Source organism: Vibrio sp. R15-SG3-ISO1B, assembly GCF_059833835.1.
In genome coordinates this window covers 1-19,633 of the sequence record NZ_JCBDGG010000042.1, presented here as the reverse complement: position 1 = coordinate 19,633, position 19,633 = coordinate 1, and the positions used below count along the sequence as shown (strand labels likewise).

The following is a 19,633-nucleotide window of genomic DNA, read 5'->3' as shown; positions in this document are numbered from 1 at the left end:
CTCCCTTAACAATCCAACCGGATGAAGCGGCACACTTGCGCTTCACCTTGTAACCAGAATAGCTCATAGTGGCTATACAGGCCGGCGATAATGTACCAACAGAGCAGCAAACCCACCATCAGCGCAAAAGCAAAACCGAGCGAGAAGATATTCAACTGCGGCGCCGCACGCGTCATAACACCAAACGACAGGTTGATGGTCAGTAGCGCAATAATGCCAGATAGCGACATACTCAGTGCAACGTTAAACATGATCCCCAGCCAGCTCGCCAACTCTTGAAAATCGGCATTCGTCAGCGACCCTGAGCCTATGGGTAGAGATTGAAAACTCATCACCACCAGCATGATCATCTTTAAGTGGCCATCCGTCGCCAGAAAGAAAAGCGTTGCTAAAAACATGAACAGTTGACCAAGCAGCGGCGTATTCTGTCCATTGGCAGGGTCTACCATAGACGCAAAACCCAAGCTCGACTGCATACCTAAGATTTGGCCGAGAATGACGAAGGTTTGAATCATAAATTGGGTGACGGTACCCATCGCCACGCCGATGATGACCTGCTCAAGTAACGTCATAAAACCGGCGAATGAGAGCAACTCTATGTTATCGGGGACGGCGGGAATAGCGGGCATAACGGCAAAGGTGATGGCCAAACCCAAATAGAGTCGCACACGAGTGGAGACAAACCGCGCGCCGGTCACCGACATCACCATCAACATAGCGGCAATGCGCGTGTAGGGCCAAAAGTAGTTGGCAATCCAGTCGAGGACGACGCTGGCGGGATATTCCATACCCGCTCCTAGTAGAGAACCTGAGGCAGCCGCTCAACCATGGCAAAGAAATACTCCATGAGCATTTGTGTCATCCAGTGAGCAAACAGCATTAACGCTAGCAATGTGACAATCAAACGTGGCAAGAAACTCAACGTTTGTTCGTTAATCGACGTTGCGGCTTGGAAAATCGCCACCACAAGACCAATCAGCAAGCTTGGGATGATGATGGCGCATACCATGACCAGCACCATCCACAGTGCGCCGCGAAACATTTCGACAAAAACTTCTGGCGTCATGGTCTCCTCCCGCTACAACGCAAAACTGCCGGCCAAGGTCGACAAAATCAGGTTCCAACCATCCACCAGCACAAACAGCATCAGTTTGAATGGCAGCGAGACGATCATGGGCGAGAGCATCATCATACCCATGGCCATCAAGACAGAAGCGACCACTAGGTCAATGATGAGGAAAGGCAAAAAGAGCATAAAGCCGATTTGAAACGCCGTCTTGAGCTCAGAAGTAATGAACGCCGGGATCAGCACCGCCATCGACACCTCTTCTGGAGCGGTTGCGTCGGAGCCCGAAATGTTGACAAAGGTTTCCAGATCTTTAACACGCGTCTGTTTGAGCATGAAATCTTTCATTGGCACTTGCGCCAAATCGAAGGCGTCACGTGCCGTGATTTGTTCATTGATGTAGGGTTGAATCGCGTCGTCGTTAATTTTACTCAGTACTGGCGACATGATGAAAAAGGTCAGAAAGATAGCGATGCCAATGATCACTTGATTCGACGGCGTCTGCTGCAAACCCATCGCTTGACGCAAAATAGACATCACGACAACGATGCGGGTAAATGAGGTCATCAAAATGACCATGGCGGGCAAAAAGCCCAGCATGGTCATCAAAGCGAGAATCTGTAGATTGACGGAATAGTCTTCTGTGCCGTCAGGGTTGGTGGTCATGGTAAAGGCAGGGATACCGCCGCCACCGCCGGTCAAGCTACCGGTCGACAACGTTTGTGCGCTGCTACCGGAAGCGCCTTGTTCACGCTCCATCGCCGAGACAGTCACAGACGATGCGCCCGCCGCATTACTCGGTACCGATGTCGCTAACTCCTCCTGTGCGACCACCGCCGTAGAGAGAAGAGACCATAGCAAGGTCATCCAGACCCAAAAAGTTCGACTACGATTTATCATTCTTTTTCAATAGCTGAGTCAGTTGGCTTGCAAACGGACTGGTGGCTAACTCCTCCTGAGAAAGTGGCTTATCCAACTTCGCAATCAACTGGATAGACTGAGCCGTCACGCCGACTAAGAACTGCTCTTCTCCGGCTTGAACAATCACGATACGCTCTTTGGTACCCACCGCGATTTGGCGTACTACGTTCAACCCCGGCTGATTGCCAATAGCGGGAACGCGCATTCGCTTGAGTAGCCAAGCCAAAAACAAAATAAAAGCGACAACGAACAAAAGCGACCCAAAGGTGGTCGCTATGTCTAACTGGCTATCGGTTGCAGGCCCCATGGCTTAACGAAGCTTCTTAATACGCTCAGTTTGGCTGATAACGTCAGTCAAACGGATACCAAACTTGTCATTGACCACCACCACTTCACCGTGGGCAATCAAGGTGCCGTTGACCAATACATCGAGTGACTCCCCGGCCAAGCGCTCAAGTTCGACCACTGAACCTTGGTTGAGTTGCAGTAGGTTACGAATGCTGATCTGCGAGCGGCCCACTTCCATAGAGATGGTGACCGGAATATCCAAGATGGTATCGAGCTTACGGCGCTCGTCATCGGAAATGGGTGAGGAGGTATCTTCTAACTCATCCAGTTGCGCTGACATCACTTCATCCACATCGATCTCTGGCGCGTTGGGATCTTCTCCTAGGGCTGCCGCCCATTCATCCGCCAGTTTCTGATCGTCACTTGGTTCCATACCTAATTCCTACTCTTCAATTAATCTTCAATGTCGCCTTCGTCATCTTCTAACTCGGAGATGACATCCTTGCCCAAGAAGGCAATATCGGTTTTCACTACATCGGGACGCTTAATTTTTTCCGATATTTGCACCGCAAGGTTTTCCCCTGAGCGGCCCATTTTGACCCGATAGGTCGGTAACTCTTCCACAAACATGGTGGCGTGCTCTGGCATATGGATCGGGATAATATCGCCAGGGCGCAGCTCCATCAGGTCGCGCAGGGAAATATCTTGCTCGAGCAAGTTAACGCGAAAGTTCACTGGGACATCCATGATCTCTTCGCGTAGCGCCGTGCTCCAACGCACGTCAGTTTCCATCTTATCCGATTGAACACCGGCATCGAGCAGCTCACGGATCGGCTCTACCATTGAGTATGGCATCACGACATGGAAATCGCCGCCCCCGCCATCCACTTCGATATGAAACGAGCTCACAACGATCACTTCTGTCGGGCTGACAATGTTCGCCATGCTCGGGTTCACTTCGGAATCGAGATACTCAAACTCGACCCCCATCACAGGCGACCATGCTTCTTTGTAATCTTCAAAGACGATTTTGAGCAACAATTGAACAATTCGACGCTCGGTCGGGGTAAATTCACGCCCTTCAATCCGCGCGTGAAAACGGCCATCACCGCCAAAGAAGTTCTCCACCAAAATGAACACTAAGCGTGCTTCCATGGTGATCAGCGCCGTACCTTTTAGAGGTCGAAAGCGCACCATATTTAGACTGGTCGGTACGTAAAGTGTATTTTGATACTCGCCGAACTTCATCATCTGCACGCCGTTGATCGAGACTTCAGCGGTTTTACGCAGCATGTTGAACAGGCTGATACGCATATGACGAGCAAAGCGTTCGTTAATCAGCTCGAGGGTTGGCATCCGACCACGAACAATGCGGTCTTGAGAGGAAAAGTCAAAATCGACGGCACTCGCGTCTTGCTCGTTACTCTCTTCTTCTATCTCATCGACGTCATCGACGCCGTGAAGCAGCGCATCGATCTCATCTTGGCTTAATAGATCAGTCACGCGTCACCTATTGCATTACAAAATCAGTAAATAGCACTCGTTCAATCACAGGCTGACCTACAGCTCTGGTCAAACTGGCCTTGATGTCATCCGTCGCTTTGTCGCGCAACTCCACGCGTCCGTTGACGCTGCGTAGTTGGTCCACCGTTGCCGAAGCAAACGTGCTCAGCAGGGAACTCTCGATCAGTGGCGAGTGATAGCGGGCCAGGTTTTCATTGTCGCTGCCACGCACCATCAACTGCACTTTGATCTGCACCATGCGGTCACGTTTATCGCCCGTCACGTTAAACAAAAACGGCTGAGGAATATTGACATAAGAGACAGGCTCGGCGGGCGTCACCACTTGCTGTTGCGTTGCAGCCTGTTCACCGGAAGGCTCATCTGAACCCATCAAAAAGAACGCGGCACCACCACCGCCAAGCAGCAAGACAACAACAACGGCCACTATGATCAGTAATTTGCCTTTCCCTTTGGGAGCTTCTGCGGTGATATCTTCGTCTGCCATAACTTAACGGTCTCTAAATCCTAGTTTTTCTAACAGTTTAAGCGTAATAACTGATTCCATCACGCTTTGTTGCTACATTCAAATCAAGATTGGTGTCTGGTTCAAGGTTTTCTTCACCGCCAAAGGCGTGATTGCTGCTCCCTTGACCATTTCCTTGCCCACTGCCTGTTGCATAGCGTCCTTGCTGCTGGCCAGAGGCCTGTTGCTGAACGGAGGTGTCTCCCAGCTGAACCCCTTGCTGAGCGAGCATTTCACGCAGTCTTGGCATCGATTGCTCGATAATATCGCGCGCACCTTGGTTGGCGACGGTAAAGTGGACAGTGGCGCCGTCACCATTCATGTTCATGCGAATTTGTAAGCGGCCTAGCTCAGGGGGATCAAGGCGAATGTCGATGTTTTTCAAGTTTTTCGACATCATCATCTGTACGCGCTCTGCCACTTGATCCGCAGCCACATCACGGCTGAGCTGCAAAGGAACTTGCGCAGGATTGGCTTGCTCTGCACGCATGCCATTAGGTTGAGTGCCAAGCTGCTGCCCACTCGCGGCGGCCAACTGCTGAGCAAAATGCTCTCCCGATGCCGCCTCTTTGCTCTCCCCACTTTGGGCGGCGCCCACCGCGACTTTCGCTCCCAACGCCGATTTTAACAGTGCCTGCTCTTGCAGTGGCGGGTTCGCCGCCACATTCGGCATCGCGCTGGCGCTTAGGTCGGTGGGTATAGGCGATGTGGGGATCGCTTGCGCGGCAGCGTTAGGAATAGGCGAAGTGGCAGCCTGTTGCAGCGGCGTAGGTGTCACTGACTGCGTTTGATGCATCGCTTGTTGTACTGAGTGCGCGAGCACCGCTTGCTGAGATTTCACTTGCGGATCTCGGGCCAGATTGACCTCCTCTTTGACCACCGCCTCACCTTGTACGGCCCATGGGATGGCTGTTGCTTGCGTTGGCGTTTCGGTATCCGTAACAGTATCGGCCGATACGGTTTGGGGCTCTGCAGTCAAGGAGGCAGCAGAGACATTGGCCGCTTGCTCTGCTCTGTTCGTATCAACGTCAGCTTCGCTAAATTCGGTGCCTACCGTCATGGCGCTGGCATTCAGTGCGTTTTGGGCTGCGGTCGCATCGGCTTGATGTTGCCCGGTGTTGAAACGGTGTTGAGTCGCCTTATCTACAGGCAGTGCATCGGTTGATGTGGGTTCTTGTCCCGCTTTTGCCGCCACACTCGCGGTCACTGCAGCGGCAACCTGCGGCGAAGCACCATCTTGTTCGCTATCCACAAGTGGAGACTCCACATTAAGGTACTTTTTCGCCGATTCCGCTTTCGCCTGCTCAGATACCTCGCTTACAGCAAGCGATTCGCCATCGCTGACAGTGGCCGAGCCCGCGGCGGCTTGCACTGCATTTGCATCTTGACCTTCATCTCTAGCCTGGCTATTTGCGTGCAGGGTTTCGCCGTGCACTCTCACCACTTCACTCTCATTTGAGCGCACAAAGGATTCTGGTTGGGTCTTTTCATCGCCTTGAGCGGAGATGGCGGCGGCTTGAACAGACACTTGCCCTTCAACAGACACTTTAGGCGTATCCGTTGCAGGATCGAGCTTGGCGGCATTGGCTTCATGAGGCAAGTTCTTGCCGTCTTTTGCCTTGAGGGCACGATTAGATTCATCCAGACGCTGCAATACTTGGTCATTGTCGGACACAATTTTCGCCGCTTGGTCTTTCGGTAGGGAGGCCTCGCTATCATCCGTCGCAGCCAACACCTTAGCTGAGGCTGCGCGATCGCTTTCGCCTTTTGCACCGTCGGCTTTCGAACCTACCGATTCGGCCTCGAGTAACTCGTCGGTAGATTGATTGGCGGTCGATGTCGACTTATCGCCGTTAGACGTTGACTTAGACGCCTCACTCGCGCTTGCTTGCTCTGTGGGGGCTTTTTCTGCGGGTGCTTTCTCTACAGGGACTTTGCCTTGCGCTTTTACCCCATCACCGGAGCCGTCGCCTTTTCCACCTTCACCTTTAATCAGCGCAGCGAGTTTAGAAAAAAAGCCTTCTCCACTGTTTTTCTCAGTGCTGGCCTCACCCGTGCTTGGCGCGACCTTAGCGGCTTTTCCGCTGTCAGAAACAGACGATAAATTGATATTCATAGTTGAGCTACTCACAGTTAATCATCTCGAAACAGCGCAGAGACGGAACAGGGGTTAGCTAGGATATCAGCAAAAATCACGCCATAGTTGGAAGCTAATACGACGTTTTTACGATGATAATGAGCGATCAGTTCGGCTTCCGCCGTGAATATTGCAAGGTGGCAAACTCATCCATCAGCTTTTGCTCGCGATGCTCTTGTTCACGCGCTTTTTCACTGCGTTTTTTCTCCATCAGCCATTCATACGAACGTCGCTGTTTGCGACGCTCCAGCCAGTGCTGCTCACAGCTTTCTACCTGACTCTTAAAATGGTGCTCGGCTTTCTGCTGTTTGGCGAGGGTCTCATCGAGCGTGGTTAAAAAGCGGTTTAAGTGGGTATATTGGCTAGCCGTTAACCCTTGCTGACCTCGTTCAACCAGTTGCTGGCAGTAATCTAGGCGGTATTGTTCAATCTGTTTGAGCTGTCGGTAATAGCCTTCTAGCTCACCGCGAGCCTGTGTAAGCGCCATGACCGCCTGATTTTCCTGTTCTTTCGCCTGCTCTAGCAAGAATGCCAACGCGTTATCCATCGACTATCACTCTCCTTGCAGCAAGTTCTTGAGCATATTTACGCACATATCGTACGGCACGCTCTCTTTCATTCCTTGCTGTAGATAACCATCGAGTTTCGGCTTGATAGTAAACGCGCCATCAATCGCTGCATCGGTACCCGGTTTGTAAGCACCAATAGAGACCAGATCTTGATTCTTGCGACAAATCGAAAGGATTTGTCTCACTGCTTTGGACATCAAAATATGCTCATCGGTGGTGATCTGTGGCATGACACGACTGACCGATTTTTCGACATCAATCGCTGGATAATGACCCGCATCGGCCATTTCTCGCGAGAGCACAACGTGACCATCGAGAATGGCTCGCGATGCGTCTGCTATCGGGTCCTGCAGGTCATCCCCTTCGGTCAGTACGGTAAAAAATGCGGTAATGGAGCCCTGATCGGGGCCACCGTTACCGGCTCGCTCTACCAAAGCGGGTAATTTGGCAAAGACCGAAGGCGGGTAACCTTTGGTTGCCGGCGGTTCGCCAACCGATAGCGCAATTTCACGTTGCGCTTGAGCAAAACGAGTTAAGGAGTCCATTAAAAGCAGCACATCGAGCCCTTGATCGCGAAAATATTCCGCAATGGTCAGGGCGGTCTGGCACCCTTTCAAACGCATCAACGGCGAGGCATCGGCGGGCGCTGCGACCACCACAGAGCGCTGGCGACCATCCACACCCAAAATTTCTTCGATAAACTCTTTCACTTCTCGGCCACGTTCACCGATCAAGCCGACCACCACCACTTGCGCAGTTGTGCCTCGAGTCATCATACCGAGTGTCACCGATTTACCGACACCAGAACCGGCGAACAGACCAATACGTTGGCCTTTGCCCACTGTCAATAAGCCATTGATCGCTTTAATGCCGACATCCAGCGGCTCCGTGATCGGTTTACGTGCCAGCGGATTAATCGGTTCCACATTAAACGAGGCTTTTTTCTCGGTATAAATCGGGCCAAGACCATCGAGTGGGTTGCCTACGCCGTCAATCACTCGACCAAGAAGCTCCATACCAACAGGCAGGCCTGCATCACTGGTCAGCGGCGTCACTTTCGCCCCGGGCAGCACGCCGGTGATCTGCTCACTCGGCATCAAAAAAAGGTTGTCGCCAGAAAAGCCGACCACTTCGGCTTCCATTTCACCGTGCATGGTTTCCACGGTACACAAACTGCCAATCGGAGCCCGGCACCCGGTCGCTTCGAGCGTTAATCCCACCACGCGAATCAACTTACCGGACGCCACTGGGCGACACGTTAACCCGTGGGTTTTGTACTGGCCAAGACGCTGAGCGAGCTCGAGCATCACTCACCACCTTGATGGCGATTGACACCACAAAAGCTTTGGATCACGCTGCGAATCCTATCTTCAAGGCGATAGTTGACACTCGACTCCCCCGCTTCAATTTGAACATCGCCCCGATTGAGAGCAGGCTCACTCATCAAGTTCCAATTACGCAGGTTCAATTCGTCTTCGCCATAGGCAGAACGGATAATAGCGACATCGTCGGGGTGAAGTTTTAAGGTAATCGCGTGACCGGAAATAGGCAGAGATTCCACCGACTGTTTGATGGTGTCTAGAATGACTTGAGGATTGGTTTGAACTTCGACATGCACCACCTCTTTCACCAAGATGAGGACCATATCGACCAACTGTTTTTCCACTTGGGCGTTCATCAGTTCAAGCGGCTGAGCGAATTGGTTGGCTAAGTTGATGAAGGTATCAACTTGTTGTTTGATAAAGGCTTCGCCTGCCGTGACACCTTCTTGACGGCCCGCTTCGAGCCCTTCTTGATGGCCTTCCGCTAAGCCTTGCTCTTTGCCTTTCTCATAGCCTTGCTTGAAACCGGCTTCTTGACCTTGCAGCAATCCATCTTGATACGCCTGCTGCTTGATGTGCTCAATTTGCTCATCGGTCAGCTCAACGGGCGCCTCTTCTTCAGGTTCGGTGGGCAAAGGCATCCAGCTCGGATCGTAATTCAGCGCCGTTTCTTTGGCTTGCTTGTGAGTGTGTGACGTGTAGTCAGGCATGCCCCAGCGCTCCGCTTTTTGGACCACCACTTCTTCATCATCCAATCGTAAAAAACCGCGCTTTCTTTCTCCGGCCATAACACTTTTTACTCACTGAGTTACTGATCGTTCACTGGATTACTGATCGTTCACTGAATTACTGATCGCTCTTCGCGTTGATTTGCGTTGCGGTCATCACTCGGTTGAGCGGTGATGACCCAAACCATTACAAGAACTCGTCTGCGCCGCCGCCAAGCATAATTTCGCCCGCATCGGCCATGCGACGAGCGATCGCCAAGACTTCTTTTTGAGCGGTTTCCACGTCCGACACCTTGATCGGAGGCATAGCTTCAAGATCATCACGCATCATCTCAGCTGCACGCTTGGACATGTTCTTGAAGATCTTCTCGCGCAGTGCGTCATCGGCACCTTTGAGTGCACGCTGCAACGCATCTTGCGGAACATCACGCAGCAATTTTTGGATACCTTGGTCGTCGACCTCGATCAAATTCTCGAACACGAACATCAAATCTTGGATTTGTGTCGCCATATCTTCGTCTTGATCGCGCATCTGCTCCATCAAGACGCCTTCGATGTTGTTGTCCATGTAGTTCATGATTTCGGCTGCGGCTTTCAGGCCACCAATCTTGGCGGCTTGCGCCCCTGCTTGACCCGCAAACTGCTTCTCCATGATTTCGTTTAGCTCGGCCAATGCTGAAGGCTGAACTTCCTCGAGGTTAGCAATACGCATCATCAGGTCGAGACGATCGCGCTCGGCAAATTGAGACAAAATCTCCGCCGATTGATCGGGCTCTAGGTAAGACAAGACAATCGTTTGAATCTGTGGGTGTTCGTTGACGATGATGCTGGCCACTTGACGTGGGTCCATCCACTTGAGGGAATCAAGGCCTTTCGAGCCCGTACCCAGCAGGATTTGGTCAACCAAGTTATTCGCTTTGTCTTCACCGAGCGCCGCCACTAGGGCATTACGCATGAAGTCTTCGCTACCCATACCAATGTTGGTGTATTTTTGGATATCTTCAAGAAAAGCGCGGTGCACCGCCCCAACTTTGTCTTGGCTTAAATCCGACGCGCGCGCCATAGCGCTACCCACGCGTTGTACTTGTTTGGGCTCTAAGTGGCGAATAATGCCTGCTGCGTCCTCTTCATTGAGACTCAACAATAGAATCGCCGCGCGCTCCTCACCCGGTATTGATTCAATATCCACGGTGTTTTCTGATTCTTCACCGCCCCCCTGTGGGACCATTTCGTTAGGCATTTTGCATCCAGTTCTTCACAACTTGTGCCGCGAGTTCCGGCTCATTCGCAACCAATGCACGAACCGCTTTCAGCACGTCTTCATCTTTGTGTAGATTTGGAAGGTCAATACTTGAGCCAAACTCAAACAGCTCGCCACCTTCTAAATCACTCCCAATTAAGCTTGTTTCACCATCGGCGCCAATCGGTAAGCCATCTGGGCCATACAGTTGTTCATCGTCATCCGATGCTGGGTTGAGCAGTTTCTTCATGGCTGGGCGCACAAGCACCAGTACCACCACAATAATCACGAGCGCACTAGCAAACCAACGTACCCAGTCGTTGAAATTCGGGTGTTCCCATAGTGGCACATCTTGGACGATGTCCATCTCTGGCTCGGCAAATTGCATACTCAGCACATTCAACAAATCACCGCGATTTTCGTTAAAGCCAACAGCGCCGACCAATACTTGTCGAATCGAATTTAAGTCAGCATCCGAGAGCGGCTGGTAGGTCGTCTCACCGGTTTCAGGATTGACCACAGCACGATTTTTTATCGCGACGGCGACCGTTTGGCGATTCACGACACCTGTTTGACGACGCTCATGACTGATGGTGGTATCGAGTTCGAAGTTGCGCGTCGCCTCTTTATGCACAGAACCTTGGCCAAGTAGCGACCCATCTTTCATTTGGGCCACATCTTGAGGAATGGAAGCATCGGCAGGCGGTTGGTTGCTCAGTGCGCCTGGAACGCCAGCGACCACATTACCATTGTTGTAATCTTCAAGGGTGTATTCACTGCGCGTTGCGGGTGTATTAGGGTCAAAGCTCTTACGCGTCTGTTCGACCGCACTAAAATCAAGTTGGATATCGACCTGAGCGGTGTAGTTACCAAAGCCTAATATCGGGATCAATACCGAATCAATTTTGTCCCGCAAGGCTTGTTCTTGTTTACGCTCTAGCTCATGCTCTTTGCGTCTTGCCGCAGAGGCTGGATCTTGCGAGCCAGAGCTCAGTAAGCGACCATGCTGATCCGTCACGGTAATGCGGGTCGGCTTCATGCCCGGAACTGCGCTCGCGACCATATCCACAATCGAGTCGACCTCTTCTTGCTTAAGGCTGGTGCCGGTACGCAAAGTCAAAAATACCGACGCTGAGGCCTCTTGATTGTGACGCACAAACACACTTTGCTTAGGCAGCGCAAGCAGCACACGCGCTTTGCGTATTTGGGTCATCTCTTCTATCGCTTTAGAGAGCTGGCGTTCACGGCTGAGCTTAAGGCGCTCTTGCTCGAGACGTTGAGAAACCCCAAATCCCATGTCTTGCAACAAGATCTCGTCACCCGCCTGTTTCTCGGTGTTGAGCCCCGCGCGGACCATGTTGAGTTTGAGTGAGTTGTAATCGCTCGCAGGCACCAAAATAGTGTTGCCGTCGAGTTTGTAGTCTAGCTTTTGCTGATCAAGGTAATCTAAGACAGGAATCAATTCCTCGGTATCGTACGCTCCGAGTGGGCGCATATCGGGCTCTTTGACCCAAAAAAACAGCATCACAATCAATGCGACACAGATTGAGATCGACAGAACCAGCACCACTTGACGCAGCAGGTCGAGATCGCCCACCGCCATATCAAACTTGGAGCTGCTTTTTTCATCAAGATCGGGGTTTTGACCACCGCTATCGATATCCGTCGATAGCATGGTGCTATCGACATGGTCATCCGCTACGGTTAGGTCTGTGGATTGAGTTGGTTCTGCCACCGTCGATACCTACTATTAAACTGGCATATTCATCAATTCTTTGTACGCTTCAACAAACTTGTTTCGTACTTGGATTGTCGCATCAAAGGCCACGCTCGATTTGTTGCGGGCAATCATGACATCTGACAAAGAGACATCTTCATCTCCGCGGTCAAAGCGCATTTGTAAGTTGCTCGAGGTTTTCGAAAGTTGATTGACGTTATTGATGGCATTGTTGAGTAAGTCGCCAAAATCCGCCCCGACCGTATGACCGGTGGCGGCAGGTCTGGTGTTACTTGCTTCAAACATCATGGCTTGCATTTCGCCCTGAAAACCGTCAATTTTCATCCGTACCTCGATTGTCAACTCTTTGACATTTTGTTCTGCTGTTTCTCTGACGCTGCAAACTGTATGCCACGTTTGAATGAGACGAAAAATAGCACGTTAGTTAGGAATATCAATCCCCGCATCACGCATTTTCGCTAACTTGTAGCGCAAGGTACGTGGACTGATACCCAGCTTCTCGGCCATCTCTTTGCGGCGCCCTTTGCACTCGGCCATGGTCTCCAAAATGATTGCGTATTCTTGGTCACGAAGCTCGCCTCCCAAGCCACTTCCCCCTGAGAGCTGACGCGATGCCTCCGCTTCAGCAATCGGCTTGACCTCCGGCGCCATCACATGACTCTCTTGAACGACTTGTTGTAAGCCTGACGCGTCATGCCAATCGTGCCCTTCTAACAGAATGTGCTCAGCGTGAATCTGCCCTTGATCGCTAAGAATCAGGGCACGTTGCACCACGTTATCCAATTCACGTACGTTGCCAGGCCAACGGTAAGTCAGCAATTTATGAATCGCACTTTGCTCCAACTGCGGAACCGGCATCCCAAGTTTTGAACAGTGACGCTGCATCAAGTGATTAGCGAGCGGTTCAATATCCCCCGGTCGGTCACACAGTGCTGGCCAAGTAATCGGAAAGACATTGAGGCGGTAGTACAAATCTTCGCGAAAATGCCCTTCTTGGACGTATTGCTTAAGATCGCGGTTACTGGTCGCCAGTACGCGCACGTCCAGTTTGATGCTTTTGCGACTCCCCAAACGTTCCACTTCTCGCTCTTGCAAAACACGCAGCAGTTTGGCTTGTAGGCTCAAGTCCATCTCACTGATTTCGTCGAGTAAAATCGTACCGCCTTGCGCTTGCTCAAACTTACCCGGACACGCTTGAACGGCGCCCGTAAAGGCCCCTTTCTCATAACCAAATAAGGTAGCTTCAAGCATATTATCTGGGATCGCGGCGCAGTTAATCGCGACAAAAGGGCCCTCTTTGCGCAATGACGCATTGTGTATGTAGCGAGACATCACCTCTTTGCCCGAACCGCTTGGGCCAAGCACCATCACGCTCGCATCGGTTTTCGCCACTTTATCGGCCAACGCCAGCAGCTTAAGGCTTTTTTGGTCTGCGACTACAGCGTCGCCATTGTCATCCGATTTGATCGGCGCGTATCGGCTGACCATATTAAGTAGGACTTCTGGAGCAAAAGGTTTTGCCATGTAGTCAATGGCGCCCTCTTTCATCGCTGACACGGCATCTTCGATATTGGCGTAGGCCGTCATCAATAGCACCGGCAAGTTAGGCCAGTGCTGCTTGATGTTTCTTAGCAAGGCGAGACCGCCCATGCCTGCCATTTGCACATCAGAAACAACGATATCCACCTCTTGGCTTTTTAGCTTAACCAACGCGTCTTCGGCGCTGTCCGCTTCAAGCCATTCGTACCCCGCCAGCGCTAACGTATCGACCAACGCTTCGCGTAGACCTTCATCGTCTTCAACGATCAGTACTTTGCTTTGAGCCATTGTTATTCTCCAGTGCTTAGATCTTGATTGGGTTCCACGTTGCGCTGCAACGGAATACACATGGTGAAGCATGCGCCATCACCCGGTTCTGATATGAGCTCTAAACGCCCATCGTGCGCTCGACACACCATCTGTACCACCGCAAGGCCAAGCCCAGTACCTTGGGAGCGTGTGGTGAAAAAGGGCTCCATGATTTTGCTTTGCAGCTCAGGGGGTACCCCTGGGCCACTGTCTTGAACCGAGATTTTCAGTTCACCCTTCACGGGCCTAAAAAAGACGTCGAGTTGAGACTCTTTGCCTGCAATTTGGATCGCATTCATCACCAAGTTACTCAAGGCTGACGCTAACGCATTGGCATTGCCGAGCAGTAAGGTCTCTTCTTGCTCTACTTCTAGATGATAGTCTATCTGATTGTTCTTTAACGCGGTCTCCACCATGGGGGAGAACTCATCCACTAACTCGCCAATGCAAAAAGGTTTAACGACTTTGTTGTCGCCGCCTTTGGCAAACAGCAACATGTCGTTGACCTGCTTTTCCAAGTCATGCAATCGATCCATTAATTTGGATTGAAAGCGGTCTTTCGTTGCAGGAGGCAGGTTCGGCGCCGCCAAATTAGAGGCGTACAACATGGCACTCGATAAAGGTGTTCTCACCTGATGGGCCAGCGACGCCACCATACGTCCGAGCGAAGAGAGTCTCTGTAAATCACTGATACGCGACTGCAGCAAACGCGTCTCGGTAAGGTCAGTGATGAGAATCAATTGCCCCGTCGCCGAGGCGGAAATCGCCAGTCGGACTTTGCGCCCATTGCGCAAAGAAATTTCATGGCCATCGTCTTCACGCGGCGCAAACGCGTGCTGAATCACTTCAAACCAACGCGACCCCACCAGCGGGACTTCAAGTAATTTTTGCGCTTCAGGGTTGGCTTCTCGTACAACACCTTGTGTATCGAGCAAAATGACACCTGCGGGCATCACATCCAACACTTGCTGATAACGTGCTACTTGCTCTTCGAGCGTGCCCAATGGCATCGCGGGTTCTGTCGGTGGGTTTGAGGTCATGTCGACATTCTTATCGTAAATACAACAATAGCCTGAAATGCAAATTACATACCAGGCTATTTTATATGTTTTTCAAAGGCTTACAAAAGTCGATTATTTGACAGTTGAGTTTTTGTCGCTTTAGCGCTGCAAATTATATTTGCGCATTTTCTCAACTAAGGTGGTGCGTCGCATGCCTAGCATATCCGCTGCGCGTGCCACAACACCACTTTGCGCTTCAAGGGCTTGATTGATCATGTTGACCTCAAGCTCTGCGAGCATCTCTTTAAGATTGACGCCTTCGGGCGGCAGATCTTGCGGCGCGTTATCAAACTCTTGAAATGGGTCGCTCCCTTCGAAGCTAAAGTCTTCAGAGAAAATATCATGCAAGGCATCACGCTCCTGCTCTTCAACCGACTCCGTGGAGTGGTACTCTGGTTGAAACTCAGGAATGTCACTATAACGATACTTGGTGGGTAAGTGGTTAACGTCAACCAAACTGTTGGGATAGAGGATAATCATACGCTCTACCAAGTTCGCGAGCTCGCGGACATTGCCAGGCCACTCATGTTCCATCAATGAATTGATAGAACGAGGCGTGAAGCAAATAGGCTGCGATCCTTCCGATTCCATTCGCGTCATCAACTCTTGCAATAGCAACGGAATGTCTTCTTTACGATCACGCAGAGCGGGCATTTCGATTGGAAAAACGTTGAGACGATAGTAGAGGTCTTCGCGGAAAGATTGATCCACAATCATATTATCAAGGTTCCGGTGAGTAGCGGCAATCACTCGTACGTTGACACGAATCGTGGTGTTGCCACCAACACGTTCAAATGTGCGCTCTTGCAAAACCCGCAACAGTTTAACCTGCATCGGCATCGGCATATCGCCGATTTCATCCAAAAAGAGTGTACCGCCTTCTGCCAGTTCAAAGCGCCCTTTTCTTGAAGTGATCGCGCCGGTAAACGCGCCCTTTTCATGACCAAACAGTTCGCTTTCCAGCAGGTCCGGTGGAATAGCGCCGCAGTTGATCGGCACAAAAGGCCCATTGCGTCGCGCTGAGTGGTAATGAATATTGCGTGCCACCACTTCTTTACCTGTACCGGACTCACCCAGAATCAACACATTCGCTTCCGTGCCAGACACTTGCTCGATTAGGTGACGCACTTCCTTAATGCCCATGCTCTGGCCAACCAGACTTCGGAACAAGGTGTTTTTTCGAGTCGATGCAGAGACATTCACACCTTTGCGGCCTAGAAAGTCTTTGCAGTGACGTAAGGCTTCACTGAGTTGCGGGTAATTTAATGGGTATTCGAGATCGCCAACATAATTGGTCAGCTCATCGACGGGATAAGAATGCGTACCGGCTATCAGTAAAGGGATATGGTTGGCAGAGGCCAGTTTTTCACTCAGGCTTGCAGGCAGTGAGTCTCCAATCAGGGAACCGACGATACAGCCGCCCCACAAACCAGACCAATTGGGCTCTTCTAATTGGCGAGAAGAGATGGCCTCACACTGTTCTCCTACAAACTCCAATATGTTACTCAGATTGATTCGCGCCTGCGCGTCATCCTCAATCACGAGAATTTTTGCTAAACCTTGCATAGGTGAGAATATTTGCCTTTTATCAGAAACGTTGTGGCTGTTTTATCTGTTCTAACGTCTTTCAATTACAGTGTAGGTGTAACGACAGAGAATGTATAAACTTCTACAACAAAAATAAGCCACTAGGCTACGTAGTGACTTATATTCTATGTGATAAATAGCAAAAGGCAACCGAGCAATAACTCGGTGTGATGTTAAGCCAAAAGCGCGTTAATGAAAGGCTTTCGACTTAACATTTCTTGACCGAAGTGCGGGTTAAATGCCCACTTCTGCTGCGGTAAGGTTATGAAACTCAGTGGGTATTTGATCCCATGCTGATTTGATTTCACGGATAATCTCAATCACATCGTCAATAGGCTGCGGTTCATTTTTATGATTCGCTTCCGTGATCTGAGTGATCATAAACTCATAGAGTTGATCGAGATTCTGTGCAATGTCACCGCCATCATCCATCGATAAGCAGCTGCGTAAGCTGATGATGATGTCTAACGCTTTACCCAAACGCTCTCCCTTCACTGGAACATTGCCAGCTTGCATTGCTGCTTTCCCTTGAATAAGACGCTCGATAGCTCCAGCCATCAGCATTTGCACTATCTTATGCGGGGAGGCCGCACTGAGCTGGCTATCAACCGATACCTTCTTGTAAGCCTGTAAAGAACCACGCATAACTATCCTCTTTTATAAAAACTTTTTGTACTGCTGAACCGAACGTTGACCATGACGATACTGTTTTAGCGCTTGGCCTGCGAGGGCCGTTTTCTGTTGCATCAACTGCACCATGGCTGCAGTGTCATCTATGGCGCGTTGCCAAGCCGGCAATTGCGCTAACTCAGGGCACTGTTCGATCATGCAGAGTAACTTCTGCAATATCTGTTCCCTTGTATCGACTTGTGCGGTGATTTCTTCAGTATTTATGTCATCTATTGAAAGCAGATGGCCAATAGCTTGATCAATATCACACAAAGTGGCCAGTTGCGCCGAAAAATCATCCGCCAAGTGCATTCATCATCCCTGCTAACTGTGATTGCATTTTACCGGTCGCGTCCTGCATCGCCGAAAATTTGGCGTGAGTTCGCTGCTCCAAACTCTCCATGCGGCGATCCAGTGCCGCCTGATCATCTCGAAGACCATAGTTGCGTTCAATCATGCTCTGTTCACGAGTTCGAATCGAGCCTGTCGCGCCAGTTAACCCTTGAATGGCATCTTCCACTTTCTTGGCAAACCCTTGAGTGCCACCAAAAAAGGCTTCAAGCTTATTGAAGTTATTGTTGATTTGCCTGTCGAGCATCTCGTAATTAATCTCAAGACTACCCTGACGTGTGGTGGTGATACCAAACTCGGTTAATGTTTTGAGGTCATCGGGCGCAGGCTCAATAGCGGATGAGAAGACAGATTTCAACCTAGCATCGGCATTGCGGACGATACTGTCGCCTGATAGTGGGCCCGCCATGCCTGTACGGGGATCGACTCCAGACAGTTCTTTTGAGACTTGATAGAACTGATTGTAAGCAGCAACAAACTGCTCAATATCTTGGCGTACACCTTCTCGGTCATACTCAATATCGATTTCCGATGCGGGTTTTCCGGGCGTCGTACGACCTTTTAAGGTTAAATCGACCCCTTCAATGGCATTTTCGATAATGTTGTTGTCACTCGACAACTGGGCGACACCATCAAGCATCACTTTGGAGTCTTGGGCTGCTTGGACCTGCGTCATCCCGCGATAAGACTCAAAAGAGCGTTGTGCGTCCTCAAGGGCTTTTTGCGCGGCATCGACACGCTCTAGATATTCGCGCTCTTCTTTTGGTAATTTTGCTCGCTCCAACTCTTTGGCTTGTTCCGCCGTCAATTCGCCAGAATCAACGCGCTGCTGAAGCGCGGCTTTTTCGTCGGCCACCTTCTGCTCAATACGGGCTTGTTCTGCTTCGAGCTTGGCTTGCGCCTCTTTCGGCGTCACGTAGGAGTCTGTCAGTGTGCCTGACGCGGTGTTACTCCACCCTGGGACATCACCGGCTTTCTCGCGCGCTTTGGCATCGAGCTCAGGCTCTGGTTCCCAATAAGAGTCGAGCAAAGTCCCTGAAGCGGTTTCCGTCCAACCTGGAATGCGATCTTCTGGTTTGATGTACTTGTTCGCCTCAACACCCGCGCCGGCCGCCGCTGCTGCTGCACTATCGGACAGCTCATTCCCTGCTGACGCATCTTTGGCGGCGTTAGGGTCGGCTTGAATGGCCGCTTGCTTTGAGGCATCGGCAATTTCCTGATCGACAAGTTTTGCCGCTTCGATGTTTCTTTGCGCGATGTTGTCGGCAACCGCTTGCTCTTCTGGAGTGAGAGGGACAAGCAGCTCTTGCGCCTGAGCACGTGCACGTTCGAGATCTTTCACGCGCTGCTCTAGCGTTTTGTATTCTAGATTTTTAAGTAGATCACCCGGCTGTGCGTCTGCAAGCAGCGATACGCTGTTCTCTTCACCGGATTTATTGGAGGCGACGATAAGGCGAGGGCCGTCTACGTCGTTAATGATTGAGGCGCGAACGCCTGGATTGGCTTTATCGTTGTTGATACCACGTACAATATCGACCAGTTTCGAGCCGGATTGAACATCGACCTCAAAACTTCGGTTGCCCATCGAAATCTGCAGCTTGCCCGGTCCAAATTTGCCATCTGCTGGCAAAACATCAGACGCAATTTTATGACTTTGGGCAAGCTGCAACACATCGATAGCGTATCGACCAGCGATAGCTTCTGTGGTTGCCGTCGCGGAGACAACAGAGTCATCGGTCGTATCGACCTTTCTTGCTGCAAACGCTTTCTCTGTACGAAAGTTTTGCATCAAGCTTCTCATCGTATCCAGCGACTCTCTGAGTCGCCCATAGGCACTGATACTAGACTCAATTTCGGCTCGCTCATTGTCGATACGTTGCTGCTTAGGCACACGCTCCGAATCAACAATTTTGCTGACCATGGAATTGATGTCCATGCCAGTGTTCATCCCAATAGGGCCAAAACTCATTCAATCACCTCGAAGTACGATCACACCGTTTGGTTTACTAAGCCCGATGAGTATCGAGCCGTTTGTTCCCTTAGGCGCCGCAATATTACCAGCATCTCTTCGTCGGGTATCTG

The 19,633-nt window shown here is 50.9% G+C and carries 20 protein-coding genes and 1 pseudogene; all 21 read right to left on the bottom strand.

Annotated elements, in window-relative coordinates; all coding sequences use genetic code 11:
• Positions 1–5: 5 nt before the first annotated feature.
• Positions 6–788 carry a flagellar biosynthetic protein FliR gene (gene fliR, locus AC6R0S_RS12390; RefSeq protein WP_500638022.1) on the bottom strand — a complete coding sequence of 261 codons (783 nt, stop codon included), beginning with the start codon at positions 786–788 and terminating at the stop codon, positions 6–8.
• Positions 789–796: 8 nt separating this feature from the next.
• Complete coding sequence (gene fliQ / locus AC6R0S_RS12385) at positions 797–1,066, bottom strand: flagellar biosynthesis protein FliQ (RefSeq protein WP_500638021.1); 270 nt, start codon at positions 1,064–1,066, stop codon at positions 797–799.
• Positions 1,067–1,078: 12 nt separating this feature from the next.
• The gene (gene fliP / locus AC6R0S_RS12380; RefSeq protein ID WP_334555277.1) at positions 1,079–1,933 is read right to left on the bottom strand and encodes a flagellar type III secretion system pore protein FliP; all 855 of its coding nucleotides are present in this window, start codon (positions 1,931–1,933) and stop codon (positions 1,079–1,081) included.
• Between the two features lie 19 nt (positions 1,934–1,952).
• Positions 1,953–2,294 (bottom strand): flagellar biosynthetic protein FliO, encoded by a 342-nt coding sequence (gene fliO, locus AC6R0S_RS12375; RefSeq protein ID WP_500638020.1) that lies wholly within the window; start codon positions 2,292–2,294, stop codon positions 1,953–1,955.
• A gap of 3 nt (positions 2,295–2,297) precedes the next feature.
• Complete coding sequence (fliN, locus tag AC6R0S_RS12370; protein WP_334555254.1) at positions 2,298–2,708, bottom strand: flagellar motor switch protein FliN; 411 nt, start codon at positions 2,706–2,708, stop codon at positions 2,298–2,300.
• A gap of 20 nt (positions 2,709–2,728) precedes the next feature.
• On the bottom strand, positions 2,729–3,778 hold the full coding sequence (gene fliM, locus AC6R0S_RS12365; protein ID WP_334555253.1) for a flagellar motor switch protein FliM: 1,050 nt from the start codon (positions 3,776–3,778) through the stop codon (positions 2,729–2,731).
• A 7-nt stretch (positions 3,779–3,785) separates the two neighbouring features.
• A complete protein-coding gene (gene fliL / locus AC6R0S_RS12360; protein WP_500638019.1) occupies positions 3,786–4,283 on the bottom strand; it encodes a flagellar basal body-associated protein FliL in 498 nt (165 codons plus the stop codon).
• 37 nt (positions 4,284–4,320) lie between these two features.
• A complete protein-coding gene (locus AC6R0S_RS12355; protein WP_500638018.1) occupies positions 4,321–6,417 on the bottom strand; it encodes a flagellar hook-length control protein FliK in 2,097 nt (698 codons plus the stop codon).
• Positions 6,418–6,544: 127 nt separating this feature from the next.
• Positions 6,545–6,985 carry a flagellar export protein FliJ gene (fliJ, locus tag AC6R0S_RS12350; RefSeq protein WP_334555250.1) on the bottom strand — a complete coding sequence of 147 codons (441 nt, stop codon included), beginning with the start codon at positions 6,983–6,985 and terminating at the stop codon, positions 6,545–6,547.
• A gap of 6 nt (positions 6,986–6,991) precedes the next feature.
• Entirely contained in the window at positions 6,992–8,314 is a 1,323-nt protein-coding gene (gene fliI, locus AC6R0S_RS12345; RefSeq protein WP_500625996.1) for a flagellar protein export ATPase FliI, read from the bottom strand.
• Positions 8,314–9,117, bottom strand: a complete 804-nt coding sequence (gene fliH / locus AC6R0S_RS12340) for a flagellar assembly protein FliH (RefSeq protein WP_500638017.1) — start codon at positions 9,115–9,117, stop codon at positions 8,314–8,316. Before fliH ends, fliI begins: the two co-directional genes overlap by 1 nt.
• A gap of 127 nt (positions 9,118–9,244) precedes the next feature.
• Positions 9,245–10,297, bottom strand: coding sequence for a flagellar motor switch protein FliG (gene fliG, locus AC6R0S_RS12335; protein ID WP_487902636.1), 1,053 nt, complete (start codon positions 10,295–10,297; stop codon positions 9,245–9,247).
• Positions 10,290–12,032, bottom strand: a complete 1,743-nt coding sequence (fliF, locus tag AC6R0S_RS12330; protein WP_500632292.1) for a flagellar basal-body MS-ring/collar protein FliF — start codon at positions 12,030–12,032, stop codon at positions 10,290–10,292. The genes fliG and fliF overlap by 8 nt, the downstream gene beginning before the upstream one ends.
• 15 nt (positions 12,033–12,047) lie before the next feature.
• Positions 12,048–12,359: a flagellar hook-basal body complex protein FliE gene (fliE, locus tag AC6R0S_RS12325; protein WP_334555246.1), complete on the bottom strand. Its 312-nt coding sequence runs from the start codon at positions 12,357–12,359 to the stop codon at positions 12,048–12,050.
• A 96-nt stretch (positions 12,360–12,455) separates the two neighbouring features.
• The gene (locus tag AC6R0S_RS12320; protein WP_500638016.1) at positions 12,456–13,862 is read right to left on the bottom strand and encodes a sigma-54-dependent transcriptional regulator; all 1,407 of its coding nucleotides are present in this window, start codon (positions 13,860–13,862) and stop codon (positions 12,456–12,458) included.
• Positions 13,863–13,864: 2 nt separating this feature from the next.
• A complete protein-coding gene (locus tag AC6R0S_RS12315) occupies positions 13,865–14,923 on the bottom strand; it encodes a sensor histidine kinase (RefSeq protein WP_334555244.1) in 1,059 nt (352 codons plus the stop codon).
• 120 nt (positions 14,924–15,043) lie between these two features.
• Positions 15,044–16,510 carry a sigma-54 dependent transcriptional regulator gene (locus tag AC6R0S_RS12310; RefSeq protein WP_334555243.1) on the bottom strand — a complete coding sequence of 489 codons (1,467 nt, stop codon included), beginning with the start codon at positions 16,508–16,510 and terminating at the stop codon, positions 15,044–15,046.
• Positions 16,511–16,765: 255 nt separating this feature from the next.
• A complete protein-coding gene (gene fliS / locus AC6R0S_RS12305) occupies positions 16,766–17,176 on the bottom strand; it encodes a flagellar export chaperone FliS (protein WP_500629280.1) in 411 nt (136 codons plus the stop codon).
• Positions 17,177–17,188: 12 nt separating this feature from the next.
• The gene (gene fliT, locus AC6R0S_RS12300; protein ID WP_500625991.1) at positions 17,189–17,512 is read right to left on the bottom strand and encodes a flagellar protein FliT; all 324 of its coding nucleotides are present in this window, start codon (positions 17,510–17,512) and stop codon (positions 17,189–17,191) included.
• A complete protein-coding gene (gene fliD / locus AC6R0S_RS12295; RefSeq protein WP_500638015.1) occupies positions 17,496–19,520 on the bottom strand; it encodes a flagellar filament capping protein FliD in 2,025 nt (674 codons plus the stop codon). Before fliD ends, fliT begins: the two co-directional genes overlap by 17 nt.
• Before the next feature lie 20 nt (positions 19,521–19,540).
• Positions 19,541–19,633: pseudogene (locus tag AC6R0S_RS12290) on the bottom strand (flagellar protein FlaG); the annotation flags it as partial.

Bases quoted from the DNA above. Each gene is read 5' to 3' on its own strand.
- fliR (WP_500638022.1), bottom strand. From the start codon at position 788: ATGGAATATCCCGCCAGCGTCGTCCTCGACTGGATTGCCAACTACTTT.
- fliQ (WP_500638021.1), bottom strand. From the start codon at position 1,066: ATGACGCCAGAAGTTTTTGTCGAAATGTTTCGCGGCGCACTGTGGATG.
- fliP (WP_334555277.1), bottom strand. From the start codon at position 1,933: ATGACCTTGCTATGGTCTCTTCTCTCTACGGCGGTGGTCGCACAGGAG.
- fliO (WP_500638020.1), bottom strand. From the start codon at position 2,294: ATGGGGCCTGCAACCGATAGCCAGTTAGACATAGCGACCACCTTTGGG.
- fliN (WP_334555254.1), bottom strand. From the start codon at position 2,708: ATGGAACCAAGTGACGATCAGAAACTGGCGGATGAATGGGCGGCAGCC.
- fliL (WP_500638019.1), bottom strand. From the start codon at position 4,283: ATGGCAGACGAAGATATCACCGCAGAAGCTCCCAAAGGGAAAGGCAAA.
- AC6R0S_RS12355 (WP_500638018.1), bottom strand. From the start codon at position 6,417: ATGAATATCAATTTATCGTCTGTTTCTGACAGCGGAAAAGCCGCTAAG.
- fliJ (WP_334555250.1), bottom strand. From the start codon at position 6,985: ATGGATAACGCGTTGGCATTCTTGCTAGAGCAGGCGAAAGAACAGGAA.
- fliI (WP_500625996.1), bottom strand. From the start codon at position 8,314: ATGCTCGAGCTCGCTCAGCGTCTTGGCCAGTACAAAACCCACGGGTTA.
- fliH (WP_500638017.1), bottom strand. From the start codon at position 9,117: ATGGCCGGAGAAAGAAAGCGCGGTTTTTTACGATTGGATGATGAAGAA.
- fliG (WP_487902636.1), bottom strand. From the start codon at position 10,297: ATGCCTAACGAAATGGTCCCACAGGGGGGCGGTGAAGAATCAGAAAAC.
- fliE (WP_334555246.1), bottom strand. From the start codon at position 12,359: ATGAAAATTGACGGTTTTCAGGGCGAAATGCAAGCCATGATGTTTGAA.
- AC6R0S_RS12320 (WP_500638016.1), bottom strand. From the start codon at position 13,862: ATGGCTCAAAGCAAAGTACTGATCGTTGAAGACGATGAAGGTCTACGC.
- AC6R0S_RS12315 (WP_334555244.1), bottom strand. From the start codon at position 14,923: ATGACCTCAAACCCACCGACAGAACCCGCGATGCCATTGGGCACGCTC.
- AC6R0S_RS12310 (WP_334555243.1), bottom strand. From the start codon at position 16,510: ATGCAAGGTTTAGCAAAAATTCTCGTGATTGAGGATGACGCGCAGGCG.
- fliS (WP_500629280.1), bottom strand. From the start codon at position 17,176: ATGCGTGGTTCTTTACAGGCTTACAAGAAGGTATCGGTTGATAGCCAG.
- fliT (WP_500625991.1), bottom strand. From the start codon at position 17,512: ATGCACTTGGCGGATGATTTTTCGGCGCAACTGGCCACTTTGTGTGAT.
- fliD (WP_500638015.1), bottom strand. From the start codon at position 19,520: ATGAGTTTTGGCCCTATTGGGATGAACACTGGCATGGACATCAATTCC.